A 20,145-nucleotide genomic window follows, 5' to 3' on the forward strand; every position below is an offset into this window, starting at 1 on the left:
ACCTCACTTTGGTACTTGTTGGGTAATACAATGGATATTCCCACCGCCTAAAAGAATTTCTCTAGCAGGCACGCCAACAATTTTTCTATCAGGATATAATTTTTGTAATAACGCAATGGCTTTTTCATCATTTGGATCATCGAATAAAGGTAAAACGATCCCGCCATTTGCCGTGTAATAATTTGCATAACTAGCAGCCAAACGATCTCCTTTTTCTCTAGCAATGTTCCTGCTACTGCATCAACGCCTAAACTTTCTTCTTCTGTAATTAAAATCGGTTTAGGTACATATAATTTATGAACAACTAGTTTGCGGCCCTTGGCATCTGTTTCGTTTTCTAAAATATCCAAACATTCTTTTGAAATTTCATATTGTGGATCACCTTTGTCATCTGTCCAAGCTAATACAACTTCTCCTGGTTTGGTAAAATTCACAATATTATCTACATGACCATTAGTTTCATCTAAATAAATACCACGCTTTAACCAAATGATTTTTTCTAGTGACAAGTATTCTTTTAGAACTTGTTCTATTTGTTCTTTTGAAAGCTGCGAATTTCTACCTTCTGATAGTAGACATTCTTCTGTTGTGATCAACGTTCCTTCACCATCTACATGAATAGAACCACCTTCTAAGACAAAATCATTTAAACGATATCGATCGAGCCACTCTACTTCACAAATTTTTTGTGCTACTTGGTCATCCTTATCCCAAGGGAAATAAAGACCATCGACTAAGCCTCCCCATGAATTGAAGGTCCAATCCACACCACGAATGTCTCCTTCATCATTCTTCACAAAAGTTGGTCCACAATCTCGAACCCAAGCATCATCGTTAGCAATTTCAACAACACGAATATCTTCTGGCAACATATGACGGGCATTATCATATTGTTCAGCAGAGACACCCACAGTCACTGGTTCAAACTCACTGATTGCAGCAGCCACATCTACAAATGTTTTCTGCGCAGGTTTGCCACCGTTACGCCAATTATCTGGACGTTCTGGCCATAAAATATATACGCCCCGATGCGCTTCAAATTCCCCAGGCATGCGGAAACCGTCTTTTTTCGGTGAACTATCAATTGTTTTCATGTTTTAAACTCTCCTTCTCTTGATTTTTTTCTGCTTCTTTTTTAGCATACTCTTTATCCCCTAAGCGAATACAAATTTCTCCAATGATCGTTGCAGCCAGAGTTCCGATCAAAATCGGTATTTTTTCCGTAAACTCTGTACTAGATAACGGAACAATCGAGAAAAATAAAGTAATAGCTAACAATGCTAATGGAATATAAGCAATAATTTTTAATAAAACAGGTCCTCCCGGCACTTTGAATGGTCTTTCTTTATTTGGATCGATTTTACGTAATTTCAAAAAAGCTGGAAACATCATGATATAGGAAAGCAATAATGCCACCACATTCAAGGCAAAGAACGCCCAAAAGATATTTTCATTTGGAATAAACGGTGCTGCCACTACTAACACTGAGGCAACTATTCCATTTACAATGGAAGCACCGACTGGCATTTCATTTTTAGGATTTTCTTTGGCGAATACTTTTGGCATATCATGATTTTTGGCAGCATAAAAAGCAACATAGTTTACGCCTAGTGCCCAAGAAATTAGATTCGCCGCTAATGTATACATAAACAATAACCCAATAATGATCACAAACGGATTGATTCCACCGACTAGTAAAATAAAGCTATCGATCAGCCCACCTGACGTTGATAATTGATCTGCTGGGACAGCTGCTCCCATTCCAAATGCAGCAAATAGGTAGAAGAATGCGATCAAAATACCTCCGAAGATAATTGCCTGCGGAATTTGTTTTTTAGGATTTTCCATATCACTCGCTAACGTTGTAACCACTTCAAAGCCCAAGAAGTTAAACAAAATAACTGAGATAAAACTTAAACTTTCTAGATCAAACGTTGGTAATAGTGCTTTTCCAGAAAAATCATTGGCCATCCCTTTGGTCACCGCATGATAGATTCCTAATACACCTAGGCAAACCATGATCGCTACTTTTGCAAAAGCTGCAAGGTTTAAAATCCATTTACTATCACTAACAGGATAACAGCTAATGAATGTCACTGCCCAAATAAAGACTAATTGACCAATCACTAATGCTGGTGTTCCCAGCTCCAAACCAAAGATCTGTGTCATCACTTCCGTAAAAAGAACAGCCAAGCTTGCCATCCAAATTGGAAAATTTATCCAATAAAACCAAGCGACTCGTGCTCCCCAACGACGGCCAAAAGCCATTTTGACCCAATCATAGATGCCACCGTCTCCTGTATACGTGGTCCCTAGTTCAGCGGAAATCAACCCATAGGGCAGGAAAAATAAAATAAGTAAAATACCCCACCAGAAAAATTGTGATGAACCAATTGCAGCGGCAGGAGCAGCAGATTCAACAACAAGTATGACAACAACTGCCATTAGAACTGCGTCAAACAACCGAAATTTCTTTTTTTCTTTCATGTTTTGTACGCACCTTTCATTAAAGAAATGGAAATAGAAGTAGAAAAGATTTTATGATCGACTCCACTTCGTTTCCATCATTTCTCTAAATTCACTTAGCAACTACAGCATTTCTCAACATCAATTCAAATTCAGCATTATACTGTTCGCCAACTGCTTCACTAGCATAATCTAGATACGGATTCATAAAGTAAACTAATAATGAACGCATTGCCGTTAAACGATTTTCAGCTTCATCTAAAACGATAGAGTAAGGAGCATCTAATACTTCGTCTGTCACTTCTTCCCCTCTTGTTGCAGGTAAACAATGTAAGAATTTAACATGAGGTGCCGCTCTATCGATCAAGCCTTGATTTACTTGATATTTTGGATAGAAGGTCGCCATCCGTTCTTCTTCTGATAATTCAGCTTCATATAAGCCATACCAAACATCTGTATAAATAAAATCGGCGTCTCTCATTGCTTCTTCTGGATCTTCTGTGATCAAAACACTGCCGCCAGAAAGCTCAGCATTTTTACGACCGATCGCCAATGTTTCTTCTTTGATTTGGAAGCCTTTTGGTCCGAATTGAACAAAATCCATTCCCATTTTTGTTGCCATAAACATTGTAGAAACACAGACTTGAGTGGCATCTCCTACAAAGACGATTTTACAATCACTAAGTTTTTTCCCTGCTGGCAAATGTTCTGTCATTGTAATGATATCGCCTAATTCTTGTGTAGGATGGTTATAATCACTCATACCATTGATAACTGGGATCGTTGCATCTTTTGCCAGATCGACAATGGTTTGATGACGTTCAACACGAGCCATTAAGATATCTACTAAACGTGATAACACGCGAGCTGTATCTCCTAAAGATTCGTGACCGCCCAATTGAATTTGTCCCGGCGCTAAATATTGTGCATGGCCGCCAAGTTGTGTCATTGCTGTTTCAAAAGATACTCTAGTGCGAGTTGACGATTGTTCAAAAATCATTCCTAATGTTTTATTTTTTAAGAGCGGCGGATAGTAACCATTTTTAATTGATTCTTTTAATTTTAAAGCTAGTTGGATCATAAAATCGATTTCTGCTTTCGTAAAATCATTTGTATCAACAAAGTCTCTTTTTCTCATCATTGCTTCCACCAATCCATTTTTAGTTTTTTATTGTCGGATTCCTCGAGTTTTCCTTTTGACACACTAAGGATACCTCGATTGTTACACTTTTTAAAGCGGTTTCCACGCTCTTGATAAGGAGAAAAGCAGCTTGTATTTTGTTCCATTTTACGTAACAGGTTACAGGCCTTTATGCAAAAATGAGTGGAACATAACTCTTCGAGTCATATCCCACTCACGTGTAATCCGGATATACGGAGGGAGCAGAAGCAATCACTACACTTCGCTTCGATCACATCAAATTCTAAGTGCTAATTCGGAAATAAGCTGAAATTGCTGTAAAACACAGCGAAGAACGTGTTGATGCTTTCTCACCAAAGGCTCGTCGCAGATAAACATTGTTGCACAGTACATACTTGGTCACAAAAAATTTGAAGAGCACCAAGTAGGTACCAATCATCATCAGTTCGTAAAATCACTGTGATTCTTGGCAATTTTCGTGAATTCCTTCTTATTTCTCGGGATTAAACACTTCTGTCCCATTCTCTTTAATTAGATACCATCAAAAAATTGCTGTTTGTTTTAACTTGCTCGTTTAGAATAATTTACCCCCATCACCAGACAAATTAGTCCTACAATTAGCGAAGCTAAGCCATTTGATAAAAAATAATCAAAATAATCATTTATATTCGTGTAAAGCCCTGTAAATAAGCCTGTCAAGTAACTGCCAAACATCGAAGCAAAACCTAATAATGAAAAAAATAAAAAAAGATTTAGTTTAAAGATATATGTGACAGCAATGACCAGCCAAATTATTATCAGCCAAAGCAGTGCCAATGGAATCCCTAAATTCATTAACCATTTTGTCTGGTTGATTTGCGAGAGATACAGTGAATATTGGATACTGGCTAACAAGGGAATCAATAATAAACTAGCCGTAAAAAAGGCTTTTATTAATTTACCTCCCATAGATTTATACAAGGTAATTCCTATTGCTATTGCATAGATCAAACTACTCGTTACAATTAATGACCATGATAAATGACCAGTAATTAACAGATCTACTAACAGACAAACACCAATACTTATTACACTTAAAATAGCTAAAGTCAGATTTACATACTGATAAACGGTTTTTTTCTTTAATTCTATCATTACCTTCTTATCTCCTTTCAATAAGTTATCCAAAGATATTTCATAAATATCACTCAATATAATAATATTTTCGATATCAGGATAGCTTTTCCCTGTTTCCCAATTTGAAATGGCTTGTCTTGAAATAAATAGTTGTTTCGCAACTTCCTCTTGAGTCATTTCCAATTCTTTTCTTCGTGACTTTAATTGTTCCCCAATATTCATATTTTCCTCCTTCTAAATCTAAATTAACCATCTTTATATCATTGTACCAGAAAGTATTACTTGCAAACGGAAAAAAAGGGATGCAATAAACTATTGCATCCTTGATTTAACAAGCTTTTTGAAATAGACACAACTATTTCTCTTACTCATTGATAACAACAAAAACACAACTACTCTAGCTGTGTTTTTGTTGTTATTCTATTCAATATTTTTTTACTTTAAAATCCACTTACCTTTAAGGCGTAACTCTTAGTTTGTTAAATCTTCCCCATTAGTCGCAATGACTTTTTTATACCAGTCAAATGATTTTTTCTTCGAACGTTTCAACGTACCATTGCCCTCATTATCACGATCGACATAGATAAAGCCATAACGYTTTTTCATTTCRCCTGTTCCKGCTGAAACAAGATCGATACAGCCCCATGTTGTATACCCTAATAGGTCTACGCCRTCAAGTTCTACCGCATCTTTCATCGCTTGGATATGTGCGGCTAAATACTCGATACGATAATCATCGATCACGTTGCCATTTTCGTCTGGTGTATCTACTGCTCCTAAGCCATTTTCAACGATAAACAATGGTTTTTGGTAACGATCATATAAGTCATTCATTGTTGTACGTAAGCCTAGTGGATCGATTTGCCAGCCCCATTCACTTGCTTCCAAGTATGGATTCTTCACTGAGGCAAAGATGTTTCCAGCTGTTTTTTCATTGATCGCAGGATCAGTTGATTGAACACGAGATGAATAATAAGAGAAGGAGATGAAATCCACTGTGTRTGCTTTCAGTAATTCTAAATCACCGTCTTCGATCGGTAATTCAATGCCTTCACGTTCTAATTCTTTCAACGCATAAGCTGGGTATTCTCCACGAGATTGCACATCGATAAAGAAGAAATTCTCACGATCAGCCTTGCGYGCTGCCCAGACATCTTCGGGTTTACATGTATAGGCATAGTTTGTCCCAGCCGCTAACATACAACCGACTTGGTTTTCTGGATCGACTTCATGAGCRATTTTGGTTGCGATGGCACTTGCTAGTAACTCGTGATGTGCCGCTTGGTATTTRACTTGTTCTTTGTTTTCGCCTTCTTCAAAGTAAAGACCTGCGCCCATAAATGGTGCRTGTAAAATCATATTGATTTCGTTGAACGTTAACCAGTATTTTACTAAGCCTTTATAACGGTTGAARATCACGTTACATAGATTTTCGTAAAAACCAACCATTTCACGACTCCGCCATGCGCCATATTTTTCTACTAAGTGCATTGGACAATCAAAGTGAGTGATCGTTACAAGGGGTTCTATATTGTATTTGCGGCATTCTTTGAACAAATCTTCATAGAACTTCAAACCTTCTTCATTTGGCTCTGTTTCGTCTCCTAGAGGGAAAATACGGCTCCATGCGATYGATAAACGATAAGTTTTAAAGCCCATTTCGCCAAATAATGCGATGTCCTCTTTGTAACGGTGGTACATGTCGATCGCATTTTGAGCTGGGTAAAAATGTTCGYCATCAAACGCAAACATTTTCTTCTCCCCTGTGATCACYGGAAAACGATCTGGTCCTACTGGTGCAAGATCCACGTTCGCTAAACCGCGTCCTCCTTCGTTATATCCGCCTTCACATTGATTGGCAGCTGTCGCGCCGCCCCATAAAAAGTCTTTTCTAAATCCCATTTAAATCATCCTCCAATATATTAGAATAAAAGGTTCTTGTTATCGAATAACCTTCATTACTTGTTCACCTGGTTCAGACAATGATTTGGTCAACGTAATAATATCACCAAAATCTGCTGAATTTGTTACAACAACGGGTGTAATTACATTATAGCCTTTTTCAGAAATTTTTTCTAAGTCAAATTCAATTAATTTATCTCCAAGTTTAATCTTTTGACCTTTTTCAACAAAGTATTCATAACCATCACCATTTAATTGAACCGTGTCGATCCCGATATGAATCAATAATTCCACTCCAGAATCACTGGTTAAACCAATTGCATGTTTAGAATCAAAAATTGCTGTTACAGTTCCTGAAACTGGTGCGTAAACAACACCTTCTGCTGGTTTAACTGCAAAACCTTTACCTAAAATTTCCTCAGAAAACATTCCATCTTCTACCTCAGCTAAAGGGACTATCTGACCCTTGATCGGTGCAGCCACTTCTGAAATAGAACGCATGTCAGTTGATTGAATGTCTTCACTTTTATTCGGAGTTACTTTTATTGCTTCAGCTACCGGGTCTTTATAGAGAATATATGAAATGACAAAAGAAATCACAATACTAATTGCAGCTCCGATACAAGCCATATATAAGTGGCTTAACGTATCATCACCAATATAACTTGGAAGTGTTAGCAAACCTGGTGAACCACCAGTAAAGTTCTTCACTCGAGTGATTCCCATAAATAAACCACCAATTCCCCCACCAATCATTGCAGAATATAAAGGTGTTTTATATTTTAAATTGACCCCATACAAAGCAGGCTCAGTGATCCCAAACAAACCAGTTAAACCCGCGGAAGCTGCTACTTGTTTGATCGATGGATCCTTACTTTTCACACCAACAGCTAATGAAGCAGCACCTTGACCAAGGTTTGACGCTAACATACCAGGATAGATCACACTATCATACCCTGTTGTCATGCGATTGTTGATTCCGATCGGTACTAAACCATAGTGAGTCCCCGTCGCGACAAACAATGGTGTCAATGCCCCAATAATCGTTGGTACTAACCAAGGACTAAAGTTTTCCAAAGCCTTGATTCCATTTGAGATACCATCACTAATAAAATAGCCGACCGGTCCAATAACCACTAAAGAAACTGTCCCGACAATAGCAATGGTAATCAATGGTTTACTGAAAAATTTAATTGCTTTAGGTGATACTTTATCGGCAATCGGTTCTACATAAGACATAAACCAAACAGCTAAAATAATTGGAATCACTGATGAGCCATATGTTACTGCAGAAATCGGTAAGCCAAATAAATGAATCCCGCCTTCTCCTGCTTCTTTGATTGCATTAACCATTCCAACAAAATTTGGATGGAGTAAAATTCCACCAACCATCATCGCCAAATACATATTCGTTTTAAATTTTTGTGCAGATGATGCTGCGAGTAAAATCGGTAAAAAATAAAAAGCTGAATCTGCCATAAAATCAATAATAATATACGTCTGCCCGGTTTTATCGATTGCATTGAAGACAACTAAAAGTGACAAAACAGCTTTTAACATCCCAGCAGCTGTAATCGCTGGTAAAATTGGTGTAAAGATACCTGTGATCGTGTCGATAATTTTCGAAGCCGCACCACGATCATCATTCTCATTAGATTCAGTTTGTTCGCCGTCTAAAGAAGGAATTTCTTTTAAAATTTCTTTATAGACACTCCCTACATCACTACCAATGATGACTTGATATTGCCCACCTTTCGAAACAACCCCCATCACGCCAGCTGTATCTTTCAACGTATCTGTTTGTGCCACTTTTTCATCTTTCAAATTGAAACGCAATCTTGTCGCACAGTGAGTCAAACCAGAAATATTCTGTTTACCACCGATTTTTTCAATGATTGTTTGTGCTAATTCTTGATAATTCATCGTTCATCCCCCTAAATTTTAAACATTAAATCCTAGCATCTGACAACATAAAAAATACCTAAGAAACCTCTTATTTCAAAGAGATTCTCTTAGGTATAGCCTGCTCTAACGCAGTAACAATCCTTTAATTGTTGGTTATTCTTCTGATGTGGATAGTGAGATAAATCATCTCATCTTCTTGTAAATCACGCCCAAATTCTTTGCTGATGTACTCGCGAATTTTCAATGCACAAAGGTATTCCTCTTGATATTTTTCCTTTAACATAAACAGGAATCCTTCGTCTTTATCTTTATCCAATTCAATACCGCTAAATAAGCGCTGTACAAAGAACTTTAAATGCGTAATAAACCGCTCATAATTTAACGTATATTCATCTAAATCCGTTTTATAATGATACTTAACAATATTGATGATTTTTTGAATAACTTTTGTCATCTCGGATACCTGACTGACTTGGGATAGATCCAGTTCTGCATTCACAATATGTAATGCAATAAACCCTGCTTCATCTTCAGGTAAGACAATATCCAGACGATTGGAAATCATATTCAACGCTTCTTTTCCGATCAGATACTCATGATTGTAAAAACGTTTGATTTCCCACAGAAGTGCATTTCTAACGGGTAAACCATTACTATGACGCTCGATCGCATAATCAATATGATCAGTCAAAGTAAGGTAGATATTTTCGTTTAACTTTTTCCCTAAGGAAACTTTGGCAAAACCAATAATCTCATTTGCAACCTGTAGATGCTCTAGACGAACATTTGATAGTAATTGAGTGAGTTTATTAGTACTTAAATCGGTATTACTTGTATAGACTTTTTCGATGAGATCATCATCAATACGATCACCGACATTTTTCTTAAAGCCAATCCCTTTACCCATCACTAGCACTTCATGACCATCAGCATTCAAAGACTTTACAATATTATTATTGATTACTTTTTTTACTTCCATAATATCTCCTCAATGAGATTCGATCAGCTAGCTAATAACATGTTAATCAAAGAAATGAAGTATAGCCTGAACATTCAGTAACAATCTTAATTTCTCTTGTTATTAAAACATGAAAGTAAAGCGTTGTCAACAAAGGAAATAATGTCTTGGATTAAGATGTACATACTTCCCCTTGTTTATTGCTCATCACTAGCAAACAACGAGACAGAACCAATTGGTCTATCTCGTTGCCATTATTGTTTACTTTCAAATGTTTTAAATTTCTATTTAGTACAAGTATTTACGCTTTAACCATTCTAACTTCGTATCATCAACATCTAAAACTTCTTTCAAGTACTTCTGGATCGTACCATAGCTTTGCTCAACAATAGCGTACGCGCCATCTAAATACTCTTTTCTAGTTTGTTGTAATGAGGCTAAAAAGGCTAGGACATCTTCATCCTCAGTATACTTTTTGTAAATGGCCATTCTTTTGGCATTTCTCGGAGCATTCATTTGATCAGTTAATAAATAATCTTGATAAATCTGTTCTTTATCAACGCCTAAAGCGCCCAAATATAGCGCCGCCGCCCAACCCGTGCGGTCTTTTCCACCTTGACAGTGAAAAATAAGTGGTGTTACGTCTTCTTGTAACAAAATATCGAAGAATCGTTTATATGCTTTGATCGCATTTTCTCCAATAACCAATTGTTCCATCTGTTTGATCATTGCATTACGATTTTTATTTAATTTGCTTCGTCCTTCTTCTGTCTGAACCATTTTTTCCAGCTGAGCGATCTTCTCTTCATCTTTTTTTGAAACAGATTGTGTACTTGCCTGCTGAGCAACATCAGCATGGGGATTAAAATTAAACGTTTCACTAGTCAAAATCGGTTTATTTGGGTCTTTCTTTATTTCTTCGGGTGACCGAAAATCAATGATTCGCTTCACTTTCATTCGTTCAATGTATGCTTGTCCTTGTGCATCTAGCTGATGTAAGGCATCTGAACGAAAAATTTTCCCCAGCTTGTCATACGACCATCAGTTGTCATATACCCACCCATATCTCGACAATTATACAAATTTGTCAAAGGTAAACGACGTTCCGCTCCTATAAAAGTTTCTGAATCAGTTTTTAACTTAAAGTAAAGACGTTCCTGACTATTTGGATCAGAAAAGCTTTGCCAACCCTTTTTAGTACATTCCAGATAGCTGACCGTTTCTAGTTTAGAACTGTCTGTTCCATAGAATACTTTTACAGGTAGTTCTACTGTATCAGGAATTTTAATTGCTAACGCCTCTTCTTCTCTCTTGACTTGAAGTGCTTGCATCATTTCACGCTCCTATTGATTTTCAAGATTTACTTTTTCTTCGGCGACTCCTTGACTATCCAATTTTTTCATAAATGGTAGATACAATAATAATACCACAACAAATTGAATCAATTGCACGACCAATCCTTGCCATCCTGCTGCCATGAAACCAGATAGGAAAGTTGGCAGATTTTTAGGGACATTGACACTGATTACAGGTAAAAATCCAATAATCGTCGCAATATAAGCAATCCCAATACAAACAGCAGCCGAAAGTGTCAACGGAATGAAAATAATGGCATTCATGATCATTGGGATCCCAAATTTCATTGGTTCAGTGATTCCAAAAATACTTGGTACTAAAGAAATTTTCCCAATCGATTTGAACTTTTCACTTCTACTCATCCAAACTAGAATAACAGCTAAAGCTAATGCTCTAGGTCCTTTAAACGCATCCAAGAAGAATGAATTGATGATATTCGTCGCTACTTCTCCTGCTGCGACAGCTTCCATGTTTGCGTAGGCTTGTGTCGTAAACAACACCGCAATAACTGAGCCTACTACCATACTTCCATGGATACCGAAGAACCATAACAATTCGGATAAAAACATAATGAATAATGCTGACCAAATCGAACCTCCTAATGATTCAAGTGGTGTTTGAAGATTGGTATAAATGAAATCATGGATATTTCCAAATTTAGTTTCAGCAAACCCAGTACTGATCATAATCACGACAATAAAAATAATAGCAGCGGGAACAATCGCTTCAAATGTTTTAGCAATCGCCGTTGGTACACTTTCCGGCATTCTAAACGTAATCCGTTTTTCTACCATTTTAGCGAAGACCCATGTAACAACTAAGGCTACAATCATCCCAACAAAAATCCCTTTGGAGCCTAGATACGTTAGTTCAAAGGCCATAGCTGGTTTTTCTTTACCAATATCAAAAGCAGTTATTGGCGTCAGAACAAAGAAAGAAGCTAGCGAGAGAATGATTGAAGAAATGATATCCCCTTTTTTCTCTCTTGCCATTGCACTTGAAATACCGATAATGACATATATCGTTATAAGATTACTTGAAATCGACGTTCCCAATGAACAAGCTTTAACGACCATTTCTGGCAGACCAGGAATCATTCCGATAATCGTTGTCAGACTGCCTACGATCGTAATCGGTAACGTCATCATCATTCCATTGGCAATACTCTTAACAAACGTATTATTTGAAAACTTATTGACAAATACATTCAACCCATTAGTAAATGAACTTTTTTTCGTTTCAGACATTTGTACTCCTCCTTTTAACTCCCTTTATTTTGCAGCAATAACATCTTGGGCTTTTTTAAAGACCTTTTCGCCATTCATCATGCCGTAATCCATCATTTCGATCACTAAAACTGGAATATCTGGATACTCTTTTTTTACATCATCTTGTTGGTAGCCAACTTGTGGTCCTAACAAAATAATATCTGACCCTGTCACTCTTTCTTCCAATTCACTGAGCCCGCATGCAGAAATATCTGCTTGAATTCCTTGTGAGTTGGCATATTCCTCCATTTTTTTGACTAACATTCCTGTTGACATCCCGCCGGCACATGCTAATGTAATTTTCATCCTAATCACCTTTTCTTTCTTATTTTTTATGCGTTCCCTTTAATTAAGTTACGCAGTTCTTGCAGTTCCTCGTGTAAATCAATAAATTCTTTGGTAAAATCTGTTGCAGTAATTGCCGCCATCATATGATCTTGCGCATGAGTTAAAAACATCGTTGCTGGTTCATCAGGATTACTAGCAAATTTTTGTAATATATCCGTGTGCTGCTGATGGGCAATTTTTAAATTTCCTTTACTTTCCTCTAATCCTTTTTTAGCACCTGCAATATCTCCAGCCTTAGCTTCTTTGATTGCATTCATTGCAAGCGACTTGGCATTCCCTGCATAAACAATAATCTGCATCACATCTGTCTCTGAAATCATTTGATTTTCTCCCTTCAAACACTAATTACGTTGTCATAGTTATATAAGCAATAAGCGTGCCAAACAATTAAAACACCAGTAAACCAGGCTTTAGTAAAATGTGTTTCGTTCACACAGAAAATGAAACACATTTATTCTCTACAATAAAACACATTGTCGAAAATAAAACACATGACTTTGACTATTTCACCTTGTATCATTATACTTAGTTCATAGAACACAACACACACTATCCATCAAAGGTCGGGAAAATAATGAAAAGAATCGATAAAGTCGCAAAATTACTCACTCAATACTCTGAAAAGCAACCTGTAACTGCTAGTGAACTTGCTGAGCAATTGAATGTCACTCGAGCAAATATTAGTAGTGACTTAAATCAGCTAGTGAAACTGGGGAAAGCAAAAAAAAGCGGTACCAAACCTGTTTACTTCTTCTCCACAGCTCCAAAAGAACAAACTAGTAGTAATATCTTGGATGAATTCATAAAAAAAAGCCCAAGTCTTTTTCACTGTGGTGAACAAGCTAAAGCGGCAGTCTTATATCCGCCAAACGGTATGCATATTTTATTAACAGGCGAAACGGGTGTCGGAAAAAGTATGTTTGCTGAATTGATCTATACGTATGCCAAATCACAGAACAAAGTGAAAGCGGATTCTAACTTTATCACCTTTAACTGTGCAGATTATGCAAATAATCCACAATTACTGGTAGGGTCCATCTTTGGTATTCAAAAAGGCGCTTATACTGGCGCAGAGAGTGATCGGATAGGCTTGTTGGAAAAAGCAAACGGCGGTATCCTTTTCCTTGATGAAATCCATCGCTTACCACCTGAAGGTCAAGAAATGCTATTCACCTTTATTGATCGAGGCATTTACCGCAGACTTGGTGAGACTAGCAGTGAACGCCAGGCTCAGGTGCTACTTGTTTGTGCAACGACAGAAGAAACCTCATCCGTTTTATTACAAACATTTATACGCCGAATTCCAATGAGAATTGAGATCCCTAATTTAATCGATCGCGGTTTAGAAGAGCGCTTAAGTTTAATTTCAACTTTCTTCCAAACAGAAACAAAAAAATTAGGCACACCGATCGAAGTATCTACTAATACGATTCGAGCTCTCTTAGGATACCATTGCCCAAATAACGTGGGACAACTAAAAGCAGACATTCAACTACTTTGTGCAAAATCCTACTCACAATTTATTGCTCGGCAGGAAGAAACAATTAAAATTAGTAGCTATGAGTTACCTCATTATATTAGAGAAGGTCTCTATAATAACGAAGATCGTAAAAAAATCTGGCTGCTGCTGCCAAATATGAATGCCCGTTTTTTCCTGTTCAACGAAAAAGAGACGACACTCTTTTTGCCAAACGATGTAAAAGGAACAGACATCTATCAAATCATTGAACAAAAAATGAGTGACATGGAACGAATCGGTCTTGATATTTCCCAAACTTCTGAAATCATCGATACAACGATTACGAATTATTATCATTCCTATAACACAAGTTCAGCTGTTGATCTAACAAGCCTAGAACAAATCGTCGGTTCAGAAATCGTGGCAACGGCGAATAAAGTCTGTGAAAAAGCGTCCCGTTTACTAAATGTTTATCTATCTGATAATGTCCGTTACGGATTGGCACTACATTTATATAACACAATTCAACGGGTCAAAAGAGGTCAAACGATCAATAATCCGCGAATCAATGAAATAAAGCAAGAACATCCCCGTCTATTTGAAACAGCTCAACACTGTCTTTCTGTTATCGAAGCAGATTTTAGTGTTCAACTTCCTGAAGATGAAGCCGGTTTTCTTGCACTCTTTTTTACAGCTGATGAACAGAAAAGTAAAAAAAGCGCCACAGTCGAAGTTATCGTTGTCGCTCACGGTGAGTCAACCGCTACAAGTATGGCGAATGTTGTCAACAAACTTTTAGGTGAACAAATAGCGGTCGGTTTTGACATGAATCTAGAAGAAAAACCGCTTATCACGTTGACTAACATTCATAATTATCTTTCCGCTAAAGATCAACAAAAAGATGTTCTTCTACTAGTGGATATGGGTTCTTTAATCAATTTTAGTGATGAATTAGAAAAAAAATTAAAGATTCACATCCGTTGTATTGAACTTGTCAGTACGCTGCATGTTTTGGAAGCTAGCAGAAAAGCGTCATTAGGATATGGATTAAATGAAGTATTTGAGTCTACAAAAAACATTAGAGGTCTTTCTAGTTATCAGAAGAATAGCGAGGAACCGAAAAAATTAAAACTATATATCCTTACCTTATGTACTACGGGGGAAGGATCCGCACAATTAATCAAAAAAATGCTAAGCAGTCGCCTAAATTTACGAGGTAAGGCATGTGAAATCGTGTCCTTACAAATGACTGATCAAACATTATTAGAGCAAACGATCACCAATTTAAAGCAATCTGGAAAAATCATCTGTACAATCGGTACGTTTCAATTTCCTTTCTCTACGCCACATTTCTCGATTACTGATGCATTGGATGAAGCAAAGACAGAAAAAATTCAATCACTTATCGATTACGAAATTGCTTTTGAGGGCATGCGGACGAATATTTCAAGCATGCTGGAATATAAAGATGGTGAAAAGTTGATCACTTCAATGCGTGAATGGGTCGAAACGATGGCTGAAGAAATTAATCCAAGTGTCTCCTATGAAATAAAAGTCGGCTTAGCTTGTCATGTTGTTTGCATGATCGATCGTTTAAAACAAGGGAAAAATGTCAGTAGTTTCCCAAAATCTTCAGTATTTCAATCAAAATATACATCTGAAATCAATAGCGTCGAAAAAAACTGTCAGTTTCTTGAAACCTACTATGCCGTCATCATACCAAAAGATGAAGTTTTCTATATTACAGCCTTTTTTATGAATGAGTCTCTTATGTAAAAAAAGATTGGAACATAACTCTTTGAGTCATATCCCAATCACATGATATCTCTAAAACTGAGGGAGCAGAATCAGCTCCCTCTTATTTCTAAGAGCTAAATACTTCTCTTTTAATTTTTTTTATAAATTTATGCTTCCTCATATTCTTCTTTTGTCGCAAAGTATTGATTATGAATAATTACAAAAACTAAACCAATCAATACCATAAAAGCTGCAAAATAAAAAGTGACACTAGAGTTCCAAATTTCTGCAAGTTTTCCAGCTACGAAAGGTGCAATCGCACCACCAAAAAAGCGAATAAAACTATAAGAAGATGATGCTACACTTCTTTCAATATCTGGTATTTCCATCGCAATCGTTGTCAATAGTGTATTGATCAGCCCTTGAAATAATCCAGCCATGATCACACCTATAGCGACTAATTCCGGCGTTTTTGCATTAAATCCAATAAAACTCAAGCAAGCCAAGAAAAAGAATAACGCAAGTAAAATAGTCCGATACGTATTGATTTGTTTTTCCAAAATCGGTGCAATAAATACTGAAGCCACAGCTAGTAACGCTCCCCAACCAAAAAAGACAAACCCAACTTGCATTTCCGAAAATCCTTCAAGTAAAAATGGTGCATACGCCAATAATGTAAAAAACCAAAATTATACAGTAATGCGATGATTCCAACTGAACGTAATTTATGATTGCTCAAGGCTTTGATTCCTGCAAGTAAAGCAACTTTTTTCTTTGGTTTAGCAATCGGCGTCAATAAAAAGCCAATCGCTAATGTTGCAATCAACATCAATGTCGCTACACCAAAAAATGGCATACGCCAAGACATACTACCCAATACACCACCAAGTAAAGGACCAATAGCCATACCCAGTCCCATAGAGGCTTCATACATAATGATTGCTTTCTCCGTTTGTCCAGCCAAAACACCGACAATCGCTGATAAAGCCGTTGAGATAAATAAAGCATTTCCTAATCCCCAACCTGCTCGCAAATAAATCAGTCCTTCGATCGTTTCCGAAAAACCTGCCAAACATGAAAATGCGATAATAATAACTAATCCATAAATCAATGTTTTTTTGCACCGATTCGACTGGAAATAAAACCAGTAAATAGCATCATGACTCCTGTTACCAGCATATAGCTAGTAAATAATAGCGTCGTTTGTGCTGGTGTCGCATCCAACTGCTTTGCGATTGTTTTTAAAATCGGATCAACTAACCCAATTCCCATAAATGCAATCATACAAGTAAATGCAACCGCATAAGCCGAGCGTAATCCACCCTTTTCTACTTCCACTACTTCTAAACGTTCCTCTAAATATTCTGATTCTTCCACTTTATAACCTTCTCTCTGTATAAAAAAATACTACAAAAATAAATACATGTCAATATTTACATGTATTTATTTATAATATTTTCATTTATTTTGTGCTATAATAAAAAATAAGCGGATTCAAAAAGAGAAGGAGAATCGTTGAGATGAATACTCTTAGTTATATTTTGCTTTGTATGTTAGTTAGAAAACCTTGTACCGGCTACGAATTGAAGCAATATCTTGCGCTTTTTTGGGAAGCTCATCATAGTCAAATCTACACTTCTTTAGGAAAACTTTTAAAAGAAGAATATGTTTCAGTTGAAAATGATGAAAAACACTCACAGAAAAAAATCTATCATTTAACTGATAAAGGCGAAAAGATCGTCAATACCTGGATTCAAGAAGAAACAAAAGAACCTTCACAAAAAGATGAATTTCTTGCAAAAATCTATGTTGCTTCAATTTTAGATAAAGATACTGTGAAAGGTCTACTGTTTGAAAGAAAACAGCACCAATTAAAATTATTAAAACAAAATCAAACTAAACAAATGCAAATCGATCAATTAACTGATCCTGAAGAACAACAAAAAAACTTTGGACGATTTCTTGTGATCCAAAGAAAAATACGAATCTGTGAAGAAGAACTTCGCTGGTGTCAATGGGCTGAAGAACAAGTAGAACAACTATTTTCAAACAAATAAATAGAAACAATACAAAGAGGATGACTATCCCAGCTCATCCTCTTTGTGTTGTTCTATAAATTATCTTGTTTCTGATAAGGTATTTTCATAGTAGTTGATCGATAACCTCTTCAAGTTTATTTTCTGGATATCTTTCATATAATCTTCAACTATATTCTAGACAGCATGAGAATATCGAGGGACAGTAATTGGAAATTCATACCCTACAATTTATATTAAGACATTTTCTATTTTTTCTTGCTGGTACATTTCTAAAAAGCTTTTTATTCATAGTTAATTATAGCTAGCATAACTATAATTGCTTCTATAGTCACCTTACCATCTTCTCCATGCATTATCATATCCACATCATAAAAGGTGCTTAAAACGCATCTTTTATCCCTTTGAACTGCATATAAATCTCAATAAACTTTTAAAATAACTTTGAAGCTTTTTTGATCAGCACATCAAAGTCTTCCTTTCCTACATTTGATTGAGTAAGAGTAATTAAATGACCATCAGGATCTGTAATTGTCATTTCTATCGCATTCCATGGTTGTTGCTCAAGAGAATCCACTATTACTTTTGGAGAAATCCTATTTGCTAGCCTTTCGATGTCTTCAACTAATATATTTAAGTAATTAGAGTCTCCCACAATAAAGTTATTAGATTGAATTAACATAATATCTTGATACTTGTCTAATCGCAAATGATTCATTAATACCACACTTTTATCATTTCTGAATTTAAATATACTTTTAAATCCTAATGCTTTTTCATACCATTTTTCTGATTTTTCAATGTCACTAACTAAAAGCTTATTAAACATTGGCATTGGATAAAATTCCATGATTATTGCCCCCTTCCTTAAGTTGATATATAAATAATAAGCTATTACGCAACGTCATGGTCAAGGGATATATAAAGTATTTTACACGCCAAAATTCTAGAGAATTTCTTAAAAAAAAAACGAAAAAACACCAACGTAAGAATACGTTAGTGTTTTCAGTATACCGGCGGCCGGGGTCGAACCGGCACGCCCTCGCGGGCACTGGATTTTGAGTCCAGCGCGTCTGCCAATTCCGCCACGCCGGCATGAAATAAATTTGCAAGGCGGTAACCGGATTTGAACCGGTGATGAAGGTTTTGCAGACCTCTGCCTTACCACTTGGCTATACCGCCATATTACAATTTAAAATTCTCAAATTGAGAAAACTGGGGTAGCTGGATTCGAACCAACGCATGACAGGATCAAAACCTGTTGCCTTACCGCTTGGCTATACCCCAAAAATTAAAGCTAAGGGCGACTGATGGGAATCGAACCCACGCGTGGCGGAACCACAATCCGCTGTGTTAACCACTTCACCACAATCGCCATAAAACATATAATAAAAATTAAAGCTAAGGGCGACTGATGGGGATCGAACCCACGCATGGCGGAACCACAATCCGCTGTGTTAACCACTTCACCACAATCGCCATAAATTATTAACAGGGATAGTAGGAATCGAACCCACAATGACGGTTTTGGAGACCGTAGTTATACCGTTTAACTATATCCCTACTATGTAATGGAGGAAAGTGGATTCGAACCACTGAACCCTAAGGAACGGATTTACAGTCCGTCGCGTTTAGCCACTTCGCTATTCCTCCAAATGGCGCAAGACAGAATCGAACTGCCGACACACGGAGCTTCAATCCGTTGCTCTACCAACTGAGCTACTGCGCCAAAAACTTATAAAACGGTCTGGACGGGACTCGAACCCGCGACCTCCTGCGTGACAGGCAGGCATTCTAACCAGCTGAACTACCAAACCGTAATTTAATGGAGGTTGACGGGATCGAACCGCCGACCCCCTGCTTGTAAGGCAGGTGCTCTCCCAGCTGAGCTAAACCTCCAAAAAATATAAATGACCCGTACGGGAATCGAACCCGTGATACCGCCGTGAAAGGGCGGTGTCTTAACCGCTTGACCAACGGGCCAATAAAAACTTAATACGGAGAGTAAGGGATTCGAACCCTTGAGACAGCGTTAGCCGCCTACATGATTTCCAATCATGCTCCTTCGGCCACTCGGACAACTCTCCAGAGTTAAAAGAAGCAAAGCATTACTCATAAGTCCTATATTAAGGAACTCCGGCAGTAGGACTCGAACCTACGACATCATGATTAACAGTCATGCGCTACTACCAACTGAGCTATGCCGGAATAATTAGCGTGGCGACGTCCTACTCTCACAAAGGGAAACCCTTCACTACAATCGGCGCTAAGAAGCTTAACTTCTGTGTTCGGCATGGGAACAGGTGTATCCTTCTCGCTATCGCCACCACACTGGGTGTTGTAACTATTAAGTTGAGTGATTATTCACTCAAAACTGGATTGAAGTAAGTAATCAAATTCCGAAAAACCTTTTTATTTCGTTTCTTTGGTTAAGTCCTCGACCGATTAGTATT

12 protein-coding genes, 13 tRNA genes, 1 rRNA gene and 3 pseudogenes are annotated in these 20,145 nt (G+C 37.1%); 2 read left to right on the forward strand and 27 right to left on the reverse strand.

Annotated elements, in window-relative coordinates; genetic code table 11:
• Positions 1–3: 3 nt before the first annotated feature.
• The 11 genes and pseudogenes from aguA to V192_RS0104635 all read right to left on the reverse strand — a co-directional run bounded on the left by aguA (position 4) and on the right by V192_RS0104635 (position 12,780).
• Positions 4–1,094, reverse strand: a pseudogene (gene aguA, locus V192_RS19300) (agmatine deiminase).
• Positions 1,081–2,487, reverse strand: a complete 1,407-nt coding sequence (locus V192_RS0104590; RefSeq protein WP_025869153.1) for an APC family permease — start codon at positions 2,485–2,487, stop codon at positions 1,081–1,083. Before V192_RS0104590 ends, aguA begins: the two are co-directional and overlap by 14 nt.
• Positions 2,488–2,578: 91 nt before the next feature.
• The gene (gene ptcA / locus V192_RS0104595; protein WP_025869154.1) at positions 2,579–3,604 is read right to left on the reverse strand and encodes a putrescine carbamoyltransferase; all 1,026 of its coding nucleotides are present in this window, start codon (positions 3,602–3,604) and stop codon (positions 2,579–2,581) included.
• Positions 3,605–4,168: 564 nt separating this feature from the next.
• Positions 4,169–4,945, reverse strand: a complete 777-nt coding sequence (locus V192_RS22805) for a helix-turn-helix domain-containing protein (protein WP_025869155.1) — start codon at positions 4,943–4,945, stop codon at positions 4,169–4,171.
• A gap of 249 nt (positions 4,946–5,194) precedes the next feature.
• The gene (locus V192_RS0104605; RefSeq protein WP_025869156.1) at positions 5,195–6,625 is read right to left on the reverse strand and encodes a 6-phospho-beta-glucosidase; all 1,431 of its coding nucleotides are present in this window, start codon (positions 6,623–6,625) and stop codon (positions 5,195–5,197) included.
• Positions 6,626–6,664: 39 nt separating this feature from the next.
• Positions 6,665–8,548: a beta-glucoside-specific PTS transporter subunit IIABC gene (locus tag V192_RS0104610; protein WP_025869157.1), complete on the reverse strand. Its 1,884-nt coding sequence runs from the start codon at positions 8,546–8,548 to the stop codon at positions 6,665–6,667.
• 124 nt (positions 8,549–8,672) lie between these two features.
• Positions 8,673–9,509, reverse strand: coding sequence for a BglG family transcription antiterminator LicT (gene licT, locus V192_RS0104615; RefSeq protein WP_025869158.1), 837 nt, complete (start codon positions 9,507–9,509; stop codon positions 8,673–8,675).
• A gap of 267 nt (positions 9,510–9,776) precedes the next feature.
• Positions 9,777–10,822 (reverse strand): annotated as a pseudogene (locus tag V192_RS21925) (tyrosine-protein phosphatase).
• A gap of 9 nt (positions 10,823–10,831) precedes the next feature.
• Complete coding sequence (locus V192_RS0104625) at positions 10,832–12,091, reverse strand: PTS sugar transporter subunit IIC (protein ID WP_025869159.1); 1,260 nt, start codon at positions 12,089–12,091, stop codon at positions 10,832–10,834.
• A 24-nt stretch (positions 12,092–12,115) separates the two neighbouring features.
• Positions 12,116–12,418, reverse strand: a complete 303-nt coding sequence (locus V192_RS0104630) for a PTS sugar transporter subunit IIB (RefSeq protein WP_025869160.1) — start codon at positions 12,416–12,418, stop codon at positions 12,116–12,118.
• Between the two features lie 26 nt (positions 12,419–12,444).
• Positions 12,445–12,780 carry a PTS lactose/cellobiose transporter subunit IIA gene (locus tag V192_RS0104635; protein WP_025869161.1) on the reverse strand — a complete coding sequence of 112 codons (336 nt, stop codon included), beginning with the start codon at positions 12,778–12,780 and terminating at the stop codon, positions 12,445–12,447.
• A gap of 254 nt (positions 12,781–13,034) precedes the next feature.
• Here V192_RS0104635 and V192_RS0104640 point away from each other — a divergent pair, with 254 nt between their 5' ends.
• Positions 13,035–15,695 carry a sigma-54-dependent transcriptional regulator gene (locus V192_RS0104640; RefSeq protein WP_025869162.1) on the forward strand — a complete coding sequence of 887 codons (2,661 nt, stop codon included), beginning with the start codon at positions 13,035–13,037 and terminating at the stop codon, positions 15,693–15,695.
• Positions 15,696–15,823: 128 nt separating this feature from the next.
• Here V192_RS0104640 and V192_RS19310 read toward each other — a convergent pair.
• A pseudogene (locus V192_RS19310) lies at positions 15,824–17,033 on the reverse strand (MFS transporter).
• Between the two features lie 143 nt (positions 17,034–17,176).
• On the opposite strand from V192_RS19310, the gene V192_RS0104650 reads away from it, so the two are divergent.
• A complete protein-coding gene (locus V192_RS0104650; protein WP_025869163.1) occupies positions 17,177–17,713 on the forward strand; it encodes a PadR family transcriptional regulator in 537 nt (178 codons plus the stop codon).
• A 412-nt stretch (positions 17,714–18,125) separates the two neighbouring features.
• Here the strand turns inward: V192_RS0104650 and V192_RS0104655 are convergent, their stop codons facing one another.
• The 15 genes from V192_RS0104655 to rrf form a co-directional block, all read right to left on the reverse strand.
• On the reverse strand, positions 18,126–18,542 hold the full coding sequence (locus tag V192_RS0104655; RefSeq protein ID WP_025869164.1) for a VOC family protein: 417 nt from the start codon (positions 18,540–18,542) through the stop codon (positions 18,126–18,128).
• 161 nt (positions 18,543–18,703) lie between these two features.
• Positions 18,704–18,787 (reverse strand) — tRNA-Leu (locus tag V192_RS0104660).
• 16 nt (positions 18,788–18,803) lie between these two features.
• A tRNA-Cys gene (locus tag V192_RS0104665) sits at positions 18,804–18,874 on the reverse strand.
• A 33-nt stretch (positions 18,875–18,907) separates the two neighbouring features.
• Positions 18,908–18,979 (reverse strand) — tRNA-Gln (locus V192_RS0104670).
• A 15-nt stretch (positions 18,980–18,994) separates the two neighbouring features.
• Positions 18,995–19,067: transfer RNA gene (locus tag V192_RS0104675), tRNA-His, on the reverse strand.
• Positions 19,068–19,098: 31 nt separating this feature from the next.
• Positions 19,099–19,171 (reverse strand) — tRNA-His (locus V192_RS0104680).
• A 13-nt stretch (positions 19,172–19,184) separates the two neighbouring features.
• Positions 19,185–19,255: transfer RNA gene (locus V192_RS0104685), tRNA-Trp, on the reverse strand.
• 9 nt (positions 19,256–19,264) lie between these two features.
• Positions 19,265–19,345 (reverse strand) — tRNA-Tyr (locus V192_RS0104690).
• Positions 19,346–19,348: 3 nt separating this feature from the next.
• Positions 19,349–19,421 (reverse strand) — tRNA-Phe (locus tag V192_RS0104695).
• A 14-nt stretch (positions 19,422–19,435) separates the two neighbouring features.
• A tRNA-Asp gene (locus V192_RS0104700) sits at positions 19,436–19,509 on the reverse strand.
• A 9-nt stretch (positions 19,510–19,518) separates the two neighbouring features.
• Positions 19,519–19,591: transfer RNA gene (locus V192_RS0104705), tRNA-Val, on the reverse strand.
• 12 nt (positions 19,592–19,603) lie between these two features.
• Positions 19,604–19,675 (reverse strand) — tRNA-Glu (locus V192_RS0104710).
• A 15-nt stretch (positions 19,676–19,690) separates the two neighbouring features.
• Positions 19,691–19,779, reverse strand: a tRNA-Ser gene (locus V192_RS0104715).
• A 47-nt stretch (positions 19,780–19,826) separates the two neighbouring features.
• Positions 19,827–19,900 (reverse strand) — tRNA-Asn (locus V192_RS0104720).
• Positions 19,901–19,907: 7 nt separating this feature from the next.
• Positions 19,908–20,023: ribosomal RNA gene (gene rrf, locus V192_RS0104725) — 5S ribosomal RNA — on the reverse strand.
• Positions 20,024–20,145: the final 122 nt, after the last annotated feature.

Source organism: Enterococcus crotali, from assembly GCF_000633635.1.
Lineage (GTDB): Bacteria > Bacillota > Bacilli > Lactobacillales > Enterococcaceae > Enterococcus_L > Enterococcus_L crotali.